Annotated in this window: 8 protein-coding genes; 4 read left to right on the forward strand and 4 right to left on the reverse strand. The window is 48.5% G+C overall.

The features are described 5' to 3' along the window. Nucleotides 1-367 precede the first annotated feature (367 nt). Complete coding sequence (locus tag AC5L4R_RS10100) at nucleotides 368-850, forward strand: YbgC/FadM family acyl-CoA thioesterase (RefSeq protein WP_494473757.1); 483 nt, start codon at nucleotides 368-370, stop codon at nucleotides 848-850. 8 nt (nucleotides 851-858) lie between these two features. On the opposite strand, the gene AC5L4R_RS10105 is transcribed toward AC5L4R_RS10100, so the two are convergent. The 3 genes from AC5L4R_RS10105 to AC5L4R_RS10115 all read right to left on the reverse strand — a co-directional run bounded on the left by AC5L4R_RS10105 (nucleotide 859) and on the right by AC5L4R_RS10115 (nucleotide 4,289). After that, nucleotides 859-1,695 carry a symmetrical bis(5'-nucleosyl)-tetraphosphatase gene (locus AC5L4R_RS10105; RefSeq protein WP_494473756.1) on the reverse strand — a complete coding sequence of 279 codons (837 nt, stop codon included), beginning with the start codon at nucleotides 1,693-1,695 and terminating at the stop codon, nucleotides 859-861. Nucleotides 1,696-1,735: 40 nt separating this feature from the next. Continuing rightward, complete coding sequence (rsmA, locus tag AC5L4R_RS10110) at nucleotides 1,736-2,620, reverse strand: 16S rRNA (adenine(1518)-N(6)/adenine(1519)-N(6))-dimethyltransferase RsmA (protein ID WP_494473755.1); 885 nt, start codon at nucleotides 2,618-2,620, stop codon at nucleotides 1,736-1,738. Between the two features lie 220 nt (nucleotides 2,621-2,840). Continuing rightward, entirely contained in the window at nucleotides 2,841-4,289 is a 1,449-nt protein-coding gene (locus tag AC5L4R_RS10115) for a hypothetical protein (protein WP_494473754.1), read from the reverse strand. Nucleotides 4,290-4,833: 544 nt separating this feature from the next. On the opposite strand from AC5L4R_RS10115, the gene ychF reads away from it, so the two are divergent. Beyond that, the gene (gene ychF / locus AC5L4R_RS10120) at nucleotides 4,834-5,925 is read left to right on the forward strand and encodes a redox-regulated ATPase YchF (RefSeq protein WP_494473753.1); all 1,092 of its coding nucleotides are present in this window, start codon (nucleotides 4,834-4,836) and stop codon (nucleotides 5,923-5,925) included. A gap of 38 nt (nucleotides 5,926-5,963) precedes the next feature. Continuing rightward, nucleotides 5,964-7,199, forward strand: coding sequence for an argininosuccinate synthase (locus AC5L4R_RS10125; RefSeq protein WP_494473752.1), 1,236 nt, complete (start codon nucleotides 5,964-5,966; stop codon nucleotides 7,197-7,199). A gap of 77 nt (nucleotides 7,200-7,276) precedes the next feature. On the opposite strand, the gene AC5L4R_RS10130 is transcribed toward AC5L4R_RS10125, so the two are convergent. After that, nucleotides 7,277-8,887, reverse strand: a complete 1,611-nt coding sequence (locus tag AC5L4R_RS10130) for a hypothetical protein (protein ID WP_494473751.1) — start codon at nucleotides 8,885-8,887, stop codon at nucleotides 7,277-7,279. Between the two features lie 397 nt (nucleotides 8,888-9,284). Between AC5L4R_RS10130 and AC5L4R_RS10135 the strand changes: the two genes are divergently transcribed. Beyond that, the coding region (locus AC5L4R_RS10135) for a hypothetical protein (protein WP_494478063.1) at nucleotides 9,285-12,433 on the forward strand (3,149 nt) is incomplete at its 3' end.

Below are 12,433 nucleotides of genomic sequence, written 5' to 3' on the forward strand. Positions count from 1 at the left end.
TAGGGACAGTTGCCCTGTTTGTTTCCATGCCATATTCGTGTCTTTTGCTATCTGGTTGATTTTACTGTATTATATCATTTTTACAAACTTTTGTGCATTTGTTCGTGCAAAGGTTTCTTTATTATTATTTGACAAAATTTTTTATCATTTTAAATTGATTTTTCCGATAATATTGTGTTGCATAAGTAGCTAATACGCTTCGCTACCAACTGGCACGCGCTTAAATGCTTAACCGCATAATCATGGCGCAAGACAGAACGACAATTTTTTTGCTATTATCAACTTTATTTGCTACATTCTTACCCGTAAAATCCAATGTCCATCACCCTATTAACACTTAATTAATCTTGCAACCAAAACTGTCGTGATGCCCCATAAAACGTCAAAGTCGCACCACACCTTGCATTCACAAGATGCGTTATTTTGCCAGCACTACCGCGTGTATTTAGAAGATACCGACGCAGGCGGCATTGTGTATCACGCCAATCATTTAAAATTTTTTGAACGGGCGCGCCGCGACTGGTTACGCGAACGTGGAGTTGCCAGTTATTTTTATGCCGACCAGCGCGCGATAAACGGTAACACGGGCAATCTATCTGACATCCAATTTGTCGTTCAACGCGCTGAGGTGCGTTATCACGCGCCACTGCTGCTTGATAGCCTTTTGACGGTGACCGTACAACACTGCACCGCCAAAGCCGCAAGCCTGAGCCTTGAGCAAGCCATATTTGTTGATGACACGTGTTTGTGTGACGCGCGCATCACGTTGGTTTGCGTGCAACAACAGCCCCAAACGGGGCAATTGCGCCCCACGCGTCTGCCTGTGGATTTGATGACGCGGTTATACTAGCCGATGGATTATTGCTTGGGTTTGCAACTGTGACAAAACACCTTTTCATCACCCAAACGATACGCCAACAAATTGCCACCCCACACACAGCCTGCATCGGTGGCGCGCACGTCATCGGTATCAACGCGCGCTTTGAGCGCCGCCCAATGCCCAAACAAAATCTTACGCGGGCGCGGTACGTGCCACTCAAACCATGGGCGAAATCCCGTTGGCATGGTGTCATCAAGGCTAGACTTAAAGCTAAACTCCAACGTGCCATCGGCTTGGCACAGGCGCATACGCGTGAAGTAGTTGCAAATCATCCGAATACGCTGGTAGCCTGTGAGGCTATCTGACCAACCTGCCACCGCGCTGCTGTATAGCTCAGGCAACAGACGGTCAAGCTGCCATAGGCTGCTTTGTAGCTGGGTTTGTAGCTCAAGCGCGTGATGGTGCGCCGCCTCAATGCTCCAATTTGGTGGGATACCTGCATGTACCAACACCGTATCAGCGGTTGGAAACCGCATGACAGGCTGATGACGCAGCCAATTTAGCAGCTTATCACAGTCGGGCGCGTCCAAAATCGGCTGGGTGCGGTCTTTTTTCTTGATTTTAATCGCGCCACGCCACACCGCCAATAGGTTGATGTCGTGATTGCCCAGTACAATTTCTGCCGCACCCTGCTCACACAGTTCTTTGACAAAGCGCAACGTGCCCAATGAATCATCACCCCGCGCCACGATATCGCCTGCAAACCACACCTTATCTTGGCGAACATCAAAGTCCAAGCGTTTGAGCAATGCCAACAAATCACCATAACAACCTTGCAAATCACCAATCACATACTGGTGTCGAAATTGCGCCATAGGCTTGCTGTTTCCTTTTATTGCTGGGTCAAATAGATCGTTATACCAAATCCGCCATGGCATCGCTTAGATGGACAAAATCGGCCACGCTAAGATTCTCGGGGCGTGCCATCGGCGCAAGCCCGATTTGCTCAAGCTGTGCCTCTGACACGCTGGGCAGATTGGCAGGTTTTTTAAAAATCGCGCGCAAGCTTTTGCGCCGATGGTTAAATGCCTCACGCACCACATGGGCAAATAACGCTTCATCACGCGCCACCAACGGCTTGTTGCGGTACGGGCGCAGGCGAAACACCGCGCTGGTGACTTTGGGCGCAGGGCGAAACGCGCCATTTGGTACGGTCAGCAGGTATTCGGTCTCACAATAATACTGCATCATCACCGACAGCCGCCCGTATTCTGCCGTATCGGGCGCGGCGGTGATACGCTCAACGACTTCTTTTTGCAGCATAAAATGCATGTCATCGATGACATCGGCAAAGCCAATCAAATAAAACAACAGCGGCGTTGAAATATTGTACGGCAAGTTGCCTACCACGCGCAGCTTTTTGTCCTGCTTAGTCGGCTCCAAACCAGCCGCCGCTGCCATATCGCGATACAACGCGCGGTAATCGACCTGCAATGCGTTAGCTCTGACAATCGTTAGCCCCGTGTGGCTGTTTGCGCCAATTCGAATCCGTAGACTGTCTGCCAAATCGGTATCGAGCTCCACCACTGTCAAACGCTTGACGCTATCTAATAGCGGCTCGGTCAAAGCCCCCATGCCCGGACCAATCTCTAGTAGCAGATCGTCGGGGTTTGGTGCGATGGCATCAACAATTTGCCCAATCACGCCAGCATCATGCAAAAAATTTTGCCCAAAGCGTTTGCGCGGCTGATGGCTTAAACCAAGCGCGTCAAGTGACGCAGGGGAACGGGGCGCAGACATAGGCAGCTCTCGAATTATGGGGTCAAAATAAGCAAGTGTCGATTATAGCATAGCTCAATCGCAAGCGTGAATGCTGAAATTTGTTTGATTAAATATAGCAAAATTTAAGAATCGGGCGGTTTTTACCCTGTTTTAAACAGCCGTCAAAACAAAACAGCAGCCTATTTGGACTGCTGTCTTGTTGTTATACAATAAACTACGTTCTAACTGCACTAAATGCTTAGAACAACCCTTGGATTTTGTTGCCAAAGTCATCAAGCGTCGTTGTGCGTGAATCAACCAACGTGTCATTGTAGTAGCTGGTATCGCCTGCTATGCGTCCAATTTGCGACACGGTGATATAGTTTTGCAAGCGTCCCAATTTGGTCAAGCCATCATTGAAGTTAAATGACGCTACCATCACCTCCTCGCCCTTCTCGATTGGATTTGACAAAGTTACCAAGAATGCACGGGTTGAGGTTTCACGGTTGAAACCTAAGTCCTGCACATACGCGCCATGGAACCAATGTGGTGTGATCACACGATCTACCCCTTGAGGGCCGTTTGCAGTTTTGACTTCAATCAAGAAGCTGACCACGGGGAATTCACCATAGTAACGCTCGGTGCCCACGTTTTTGACATGTAGTGCAGTTGCACCTGCAAAACCAACGGCTTTGGCGCTTGATACGGTCAGGTATGGCTGTAAATCCGCTGCCAAGGCTTGATTTGGTTGAGTCATATCCATGCCTGTGGCAGGTTTCGGCATCGGCGCGACGTAATTCCAATCGGGGGTTTGCTCGGCAGTGGCTACACCCACTTGATTGGCGTATAGCTTGACGTGTACTTCATTTTTGAGTGGTACAAACGCACGCCATGCGGTTGGCGTAGACCATGTACCATTTGCCTTACAAAACTGCTGCGTGCCGTTCATATTGACCGCACGAAAGCCATAAGTCGCCTCGCCCGTGTAGCCAGCAGGAATTTGGTAAGGACCAATCTCTTGCCCAACATTCCAGCTCAGCGAGTATGAAGCTTGCCCACCGATGGTACGCGCTAATGAGTACGCGATGCCCGTTTGTCCGCCTGCTGACGCGCCATTTTTTGACACGCCGCCATTGCCACCAAAGTTTACACTGGTGGTTTCGGTTTGGCTACCATTGACCGATACCGAGATAGTTTGCGATCGCGAAGTGGTTTGTTTAAGCGGAATAGTACCTGTGGTTTGGTTATAGGTTGAGATGGTACCCACAGGCAGCCAGTTGTCCGATACGTTATAAACCACCGTGCGGCGGTCTTCACCTGAATTACATACAGGAAATGGGTTTAAAATATTGGGTTTGATGTGATCAGAGCGGTGCGACGTATGAATCACGGGCAAATCAGGATTTAATCGTGGGGTTTGTGGATAAGTGTCATATTTTGTGCCTTGATTGACTGCTGTGTTTGTCGCAGCCATAGTAGACGCGCTGGTAGCAGCTGACGTATTAACATTCACAGCAGCGGTATTGCTACCGGTGGCATTTAGAGCTTGGGTGGCAGGTGCCGTTGTGACTTGGTCGTCGCTGATGCTACCATTAATTGCTGAACCCATCATCGCAAATACAGGCGCAGCTGCACCGATACCCACTACGATTGCCAATTTTTTAAAACGTTGGTTGCCCGTTTTTGGGCTAGGTTGTTTTGCTGTCATGGTTTGTGTCCTGTTTGGGTAAAATTGTTTCGTTTAATTAAATAAGAATACTTATCGGTTGCGCTATTGTAGGTCAGATCAACCCTTGTGAATATAAATATTTTTTAACATACTTAGTCGAATAAAACATTTGTCTTATGAATCAACATCAATTTACCATTTATCGTTTGTTTTAGACTTTTTGTCTAAAAAATCTGACGCATTTTGTCATATTTCAGACAAGACATTTATATTTAGTTACAATATTTTGCCAGATTAAACGTTTCGGTAGATTAGATTGACTAAACAAAACACGATGTGATTTTTATACGGTTTAGCATGGCTATGCAACGTGGCTATGCAATGTGGCTATATAAGTATAATTTATATAAAAAATAAGTTATATAAAAACTCAGCCAAGAAAATTGGCAATATACAAGATTTTTCGTGGCTATTTTTGCTACAATGCAAGATTGTGACTATGTCTTTGTATGTTTTAGATGTGGTGAATGGATTGAGATCGTTGCCACCAATGACGTTTAATTTTGAATAATGTGAGATAATCATGGGTTTTAATTGCGGTATCGTCGGCTTACCCAATGTCGGCAAATCCACGCTATTTAACGCGCTGACCAAGGCAGGTATCGCGGCGGAAAACTTCCCATTTTGTACCAAAGACCCGAACACGGGCATTGTGCCTGTGCCCGACCCACGTTTGCAGCAGCTTGCCGCGATCGTATCACCCGAGCGCGTCGTACCCACCAGTATGGAGTTTGTCGATATCGCAGGCTTGGTGGCAGGCGCGTCTAAGGGCGAGGGCATGGGCAACCAATTTTTGGCAAATATCCGCGAGACCGACGCTATTGCCCACGTGGTACGCTGTTTTGATGATGACAACGTGATCCACGTCGATGGACGCGTCAGCCCCTTAGATGATATTGAAACCATCAACACCGAGCTTGCGTTGGCGGATTTAGAAGCGGTGACACGCGCGATGGTCAATGTTGGCAAAAAAGCCAAAGGCGGCGACAAAGACGCTAAGGCGATGTTGGATATTTTCCAAAACATCGAACCCCTATTGGCAGACGGCAAGCCTGCCCGTCTAGCAAACCTTGATGACGATGCCAAAAAATTGATTAAAAGCTATGGCCTAATCACGCTCAAGCCCGTCATGTATATCGCCAACGTGGCTGAAGATGGTTTTGACAACAATCCGTATCTTGACCAAGTGCGCGCATTTGCCGAGCAAGACGGCGCGATTGTCGTACCGCTGTGCAATCAGCTGGAGTCAGAAATCGCCCAACTCGATGAGGAAGAAAAAGCCGAGTTTTTAGAAAGCCTTGGCATGAGTGAGGCAGGGCTTGACCGTGTGATTCGCGCAGGCTATGAGCTGCTAGATATGCAAACTTATTTTACCGCAGGGGTCAAAGAGGTGCGCGCATGGACAGTCAAAGTCGGCGCGACCGCACCCGAGGCGGCTGGCGTGATTCACACCGATTTTGAGCGCGGCTTTATTCGCGCTGAAGTCATCGCGTTTGATGATTTTATCGAATACGGTGGCGAAAAAGGCGCGGCAGCGGCAGGCAAGGCGCGACTTGAGGGCAAAACCTACATCGTACAAGATGGCGATGTCATGCATTTTAGATTTAATGTGTGATTTTTTAAATACTTAACCCAATGAGCGAGGCTAAACTTATGGCAGAAATCAATAAAGACAATATCAACACCATCGTGTTGGCATACTCAGGCGGCCTGGACACATCGGTGATTTTGCGCTGGTTGCAAGACACTTATGACGCGGAGGTCATCACGTTTACCGCAGACTTAGGACAAGGCGAAGAAGTCGAGCCTGCCCGCGCCAAAGCCCAAGCGATGGGGGTCAAACACATTTATATCGAAGACTTGCGCGAAGAATTTGCGCGTGATTTTGTTTTTCCGATGTTTCGCGCCAATGCCATTTATGAAGGCGAGTACCTGCTTGGCACATCTATCGCGCGTCCATTGATTGCCAAGCGTTTGGTAGAAATTGCCAAACAGCACCATGCCGATGCCATCTCCCATGGCGCGACAGGCAAAGGCAACGACCAAGTACGCTTTGAATTGGGCGCAACCGCATTAGCCCCTGAAATCAAAACCATCGCGCCATGGCGGATTTGGGATTTGACCAGCCGCGAAACCTTGATGAACTATGCCAAAGCACATGATATCCCGATTGATTTTACCAACAGTGGCAAAAAATCGCCCTACTCCATGGACGCCAACTTGCTGCACATTTCATATGAAGGCGGTGTGCTAGAAGACCCCTACACCGAGGCTGAAGCGTCTATGTGGCGTTGGACGGTCAGCCCTGAGCAAGCACCCGATACGCCTGAATACGTTGAGCTGACTTACAAAAACGGTGACGTGGTTGCCGTCAATGGCCAAACGCTTGCCCCACATGAGGTACTTTTGACGCTGAATGAGCTGGGCGGTAAGCATGGTATTGGGCGTTTGGATATCGTCGAAAACCGCTATGTCGGCATGAAGTCACGTGGCTGCTATGAGACCCCTGCAGGCACGATTATGCTCAAAGCCCATCGCGCGATTGAGTCAATCACCCTTGACCGTGAAGCGGCGCACCTCAAAGATGAGCTCATGCCACGCTATGCCGAAATCATCTACAACGGCTACTGGTGGAGTCCTGAGCGCAAGATGTTGCAAGCCTTGATTGACGAAAGCCAAAAAGACGTTGAGGGCACGGTGCGCGTCAAGCTGTATAAAGGCAATGTCATTGTGGTGGGCAGAAAATCAGACAAGTCATTGTTTGATGCCAATATCGCCACGTTTGAGGACGATGCTGGCTCTTACAACCAGCAAGACGCAGAAGGCTTTATCCGCCTAAATGGCTTACGCTTGGCTATCGCTGCCAAAAAAGGGCGTGATTTTAGCTAAGCTGCGGCTTGGTTGAGGCAAAAAAAGGTGCTTATTGCACCTTTTTTTTGTCCGATTCATCTGCTTTATCGGCTGATTCAGCTTTTTTTGGCGGTTGTCTGGTTGTCACGCTTGTTATCTTTGGCAGCGTTGTTTCGTGTAGATTTGGCTTTGTCCTTTTTTGACGCACTATTTGTTGAAGCGTCATCATCGTTTGGGTGGTCTTTTGCTGTTTTACGGTCAGATTTTTTGGCCTTGGTGGTTTTGGCGGTGGTTTTATCGGGGGATTTATCGGCGGTTTTATTTTTAGATGGACTGCTGGTGTCTTTTTTATCCGTAGGTTTTTTTTCGGTCGCTTTTTTAGCGTTGTCTTTTTCTTTGGTCGATGTATCGGTTTTTGTGCTGGCTTGAGCGCTTGTTTTATCGGTTGGTGTTTTGTCTTTGGGGGGCTTTGTGGCTTTTTGGGTGGCGTTGGCTTGCGCTGATACTGTAGCTTTGGCGGTTGGGTTATCCTCTTTGTTGGCAGATTTTGTTGAGTTTGCTGCCCTAGCAGGTGTTTGCTTGGTGGTGCTTGCGGTGTCTGCCGTAGCAGATGCCACGCGCACGATGGCAACGTCTTGATAATTGTCGATTTTTGGTGCGCTTGCCACCGTGTCAGCAGGTTTGGAGACAGGTTTTGGCAGCCAGGCAGACCATGCCCATGCCAACCCACCAAAGACCAGTGCGGACAAGCCTAAGGCGGTGGCAATCCAATGCTGTTGTAGGCGTGTGGTAAGGCTGCCGCTATGTAAGGCACGCAGCGGTATGGTTTTTTGACGAGTCTGGCGTGCAGGTTTGGCAAAGATATCTGTGTTGATATTGTTGCTTGGCGCGGTTGGGCGTTTGGGTTTGGTGATAGGTGCAGCCTTTGATGCGTACTTTGGCAGCGCCTTTGGTGTAATTGCCAATGGCTGGCGCGTGGTGTAGGCTTGTAGCTGGTCTGTCAGTATCTGCTGCCAACCTGCTAAGCCACTTAGACCATATTTGGTGAGGCGTTGGTACAGCCGCTGTTCGGCACACAGGCTGATGGTCGTCTGATAGTTTGCCAATGCGCGCTGTGCAAACAACGTCGCGCTATCTGATCCTGCGCTGTGCAAATAAATCGGCTGTTGTCTTAGCCATTCTATCAACTGGGCGGTTGTTACACTCACGGCGGCATTCACAACGGCGTTTTGGCTATCGCGCCACAGCCAGCTTAGGGTGATGAACGCCAAGCTCACGATAAGTGCGGCCAGTTTGTCTAAAGCCGCCAAATCCAACCGCGATGCTGCCATCAACATGCCCAATAGCGCGTGCCAACGTGGGCTGTCGGTGAACCATGGCGCGGTTAAAGCATGGGTATTCGGCATCAGCTGCGCCAAATTGGACAACGTCAAACCCGATTGCGCAGTCAGGTAGTCGCAAGTTTGGCGATAGGTGACCGACAGTAACTGGTTTAAACCCTCGGATGGATGGGCGGCAAGCTGGCTGACGCGATACACACAGGTGGTCAGCAGTGGCGTTAGCACAGTCTGAACTTGCGCTTGGCTGACATGACACGCATCTGCCAACAGCGGTATGGCAGGCGCAAGCCATGTTTGCCAGTTGGTGAGCAGGGACAAACGATGAATCTGATGGTAATTGGCGGATGATATATGGGCGGTATCAGATTTAGAAATGACGCGCTTCATAAATTTTGAGAATTTTTAATGGGCTAATATTTTAATAGGTCAATAACCGCAGCAAAAGATAACATAAATTTACGCTTGATAACATGTAGGTATGAGGTCTTAGTGAGCAAAATTTTTATCAAACCTACGCGTTTTATAGGCGCTTATCGGCTTTTTATCGCAAAGCTAAGTTTTTGTGGCAAAATTACTTGTAAGTTTATGGAAAAATGGGTAAATTTAGCGTAACAAAACGTAGCTTAACGCTCTACCTCAGCACTTTTTATTCATAGCTACCCAATAAGTTTATTTTTAAGTTGATTGGTGTTTCGCCAAAACCATTTCGGCCGCATTGCCACCGTAACACTACCACGGTATTTGAATTTGACATTCATGGCAACGACTTTGTAGGAAATCAGTCATGGCAATTTCTAGCAGCATTATCAAATCTTTTCAATTGACCGCATTATCCACTGCATTGGCGCTGGCAGGTTGTGGCGGCGGCGGTGGTAATGATACCTTGATGCCTAAAATCCCTAAAGCGTCTATGACCTCAGTCACCAATGACAGCGCAAGTAACGACAGCAACACCGCCAAAAACTTGGCAAACGTCAAAAAAGTACAGCTTGTCAGTGCGCAGTCAGTATTTTCGCTGACCGATGACCGCCAACTAGAGCTAACCGTGTATGCGCTAGATGCTAATAACTTGGGCGTGGCAGGCGTACCCGTCAATATTGCTATCACTGACCCCAATTTTACAGGCGTGTACAGCTCAACCGTACAAAATTTAACCACCGATGAAGCGGGCAAAGCCACTATCACGCTAGAGGTTGGTGCACTAAGTAATGATCAACGCGATTATCTGAAAAACACGGGTTTAGAAGTGCGCGCCACTGTCGGCGAGCTGACTAGCAACAAGCTACTAAAAGGCACCGATGGCGCGACCAATACCACACCCAATAACACCAATGTAAAAGATATTTTATTGATCAGCGATCAGCAAAATATCGCCTTAGAAAAAGGCAGCAAACTTGAGCTCACTGCCATTGCACTCGATAACGACAACAACTTTATCCCCAATACAGCGGTAAACTTTAACATCAGCAACTCCGTTTTGACAGGTGTGTTTGCCAACTCCAACTTAACCGTCACCACCAACGAAAAAGGTGAGGCAAAACTTGAGCTTGAAGTCAAATCCTTGACCAGCGAGCAAGCACAGTACCTCAAAGAAAACGGCTTGGTAATCACCTCCAGTGCCCAAAGCAACGGCGTCAAATCTAATACCATCGTTTTGAAGGGGGTTGAAGCATCAACCAACGAGCCAGTACAAAAGCTTGATGTACAAGCCATCAACATGCTGTCGTCAGTCAATCCATTTACTGTCCAAACAGGTGAAAAATTCACCGTCACCGCAGTGGTGCTCAATAGCAGCAATACAGGACTTGGTGGCGTGCCTGTACAGTTTGAACTGCTTGATAATCCTGCCGATACAGGGGTATATGTCGTCTCAGATACCGCAAATGTGGTAACCAATGCACAAGGTCAAGCAACTATTGAGCTTGAAGTTAAGTCTGACTCTGCCTTACAACGCTTGATGAGCCAAGGTGTACGCGTGCGTGCAATGGCACAAAACACCATGGGCGTAACGCCGATTGCCAAAACCCAAACGCTCACCGTTATGGGTAAACAAGCCATCAAAAACCCAGAGCCGATCAACACCGCCAGTGTATTACTATCTAGCAATGTGACCGAATTTGACTTAACAGTTGGTAACAAATTTACCGTCACCGCCAACGTGGCTGACAAAGATCGTGGCGCAATTGCCAACGTACCAGTCACCTTTAGTCTTCCAAATCTTGACCAAACCGGTGTTGCCAACCTATCAGGCTCTACCATTGCAACCGATGCCAAAGGACAAGCCAGTATCGAGCTTGAGCTTAAATCACTAAACGATGCGCAGCGCAACTATCTATTGACCAATGGTCTTGTGATCAATGCCAATGTACCTAACGGCACTTCAGTGAAACCATTGGTGATCAAAGCTAAGCAAGTAGATGCACCCAAAACCGTTAGCAGCGTCTCGGTGACCTCAGACAGCACTGGCATTTTGATGGCAAAAGGCACAAAAATTAAGGTCACTGCCATTGCACTAGATGACAATTTTGGTGGTATCGCCAATCAAACGTTGCGCGTAAACTTACCTGAACCAATGACCACAGGGGTCTATAATATCACAGGCTCAACGCTTACAACCAATGATAAGGGCGAGGCAACCATCGAGCTTGAGGTCAAATCTGACTTAACCAATGCCCAAAAAGATGCCTTACGGAATGGCTTGGCAATCACGGTAACCTCCGCCAATGGCAAAACTGGTGTCCTCAGATTAAAAGGACAAACTGCCAACCCTGAAACTGCCGATCGCGTCACTTTAACTGCCAGCATCACCCGTATTCCGCTTACTGTCGGTGAGCAATTTACAGTCACTGCCAATGTGGCCGATGCCAACAACGGTAGTATCTCAAATGCACCTGTGGTCTTCAATTTGCCGCCATTGGCAGAATACGGCATTGCAAGCTTATCGCCTGCTACAGTGGCTACCAACGAGCAAGGGCAAGCGGTAATCACGCTACAGGTTCAGTCATTGACTGATGAGCAGCGTGCCAATCTGCTAAAAGGCTTTGCCATCAACGCCACGGCCAACGGCAAACAAGCACCGACCCTAACCCTGCAAGGTGTGGACAACACCACACAACGCTTTGACGTACAGCGCGTACGTCTGACCTCTCCTGCCAATGCGTTTAACGTCAAAGTGGGTGAGCGCTTTACTGTAACCGCCTCAGTGCTCAACGGCAACAATATTGGTATCGGTGGTGTACCAGTTAGCTTTAATTTGGTCGATGACCCTGCCATTACAGGTGTCTATGTGGTGTCAGATGCCTCAAATGTAACCACCAATGCCAACGGTGAGGCCACTGTCGAGCTTGAAGTGAAGTCAGAGGCCGCCAAAGCCTATTTGCTACAAAACGGCGCACGCTTGACCGCTACCGCGAAAAACACCGCTGCCACCCCAACCCGTGATGTAACTGGCAGCATTGCTGTTCGTGCTGCTGACCCAGCCGCGGCCGCTACCAATCCAAATATCGCCAAAGTTGCCAGTGCCTTACTATCAAGTAGCATCAACCAACTTGACCTTACCACAGGCACCAAATTTAGCGTCACAGCGAACATTGCCGACGCCAATCGTGGTGCACTTCGTGACGTACCTGTCACCTTCAGCATACCAGGGCTTGAACAAACTGGCATTGCCAACCTAACAGGTTCAACGGTTATCACCAACGAACAGGGTCAAGCCACCATTGAGCTTGAAATCAAATCACTCAACCAAGCACAGCGTGACTACCTACTTAACAACGGCTTTGTCGTCAATGCCAGCGTACCAAATGGCACCCGTGTCAATCCAATCACCATCAGCACCAATCCGCCTGCGATTGAACAAAACGTCAATAGCGTATCAGTCACCGCTGACAGCAACACCATCTTGATGGCAGCAGGCAGCCGCGTCAAAGTCAC

It is taken from the genome of Faucicola sp. SE7633 (assembly GCF_059264685.1).

Bases quoted from the DNA above. Each gene is read 5' to 3' on its own strand.
- AC5L4R_RS10130 (WP_494473751.1), bottom strand. From the start codon at position 8,887: ATGAAGCGCGTCATTTCTAAATCTGATACCGCCCATATATCATCCGCC.
- AC5L4R_RS10125 (WP_494473752.1), top strand. From the start codon at position 5,964: ATGGCAGAAATCAATAAAGACAATATCAACACCATCGTGTTGGCATAC.
- AC5L4R_RS10105 (WP_494473756.1), bottom strand. From the start codon at position 1,695: ATGGCGCAATTTCGACACCAGTATGTGATTGGTGATTTGCAAGGTTGT.
- rsmA (WP_494473755.1), bottom strand. From the start codon at position 2,620: ATGTCTGCGCCCCGTTCCCCTGCGTCACTTGACGCGCTTGGTTTAAGC.
- AC5L4R_RS10115 (WP_494473754.1), bottom strand. From the start codon at position 4,289: ATGACAGCAAAACAACCTAGCCCAAAAACGGGCAACCAACGTTTTAAA.
- AC5L4R_RS10100 (WP_494473757.1), top strand. From the start codon at position 368: ATGCCCCATAAAACGTCAAAGTCGCACCACACCTTGCATTCACAAGAT.
- ychF (WP_494473753.1), top strand. From the start codon at position 4,834: ATGGGTTTTAATTGCGGTATCGTCGGCTTACCCAATGTCGGCAAATCC.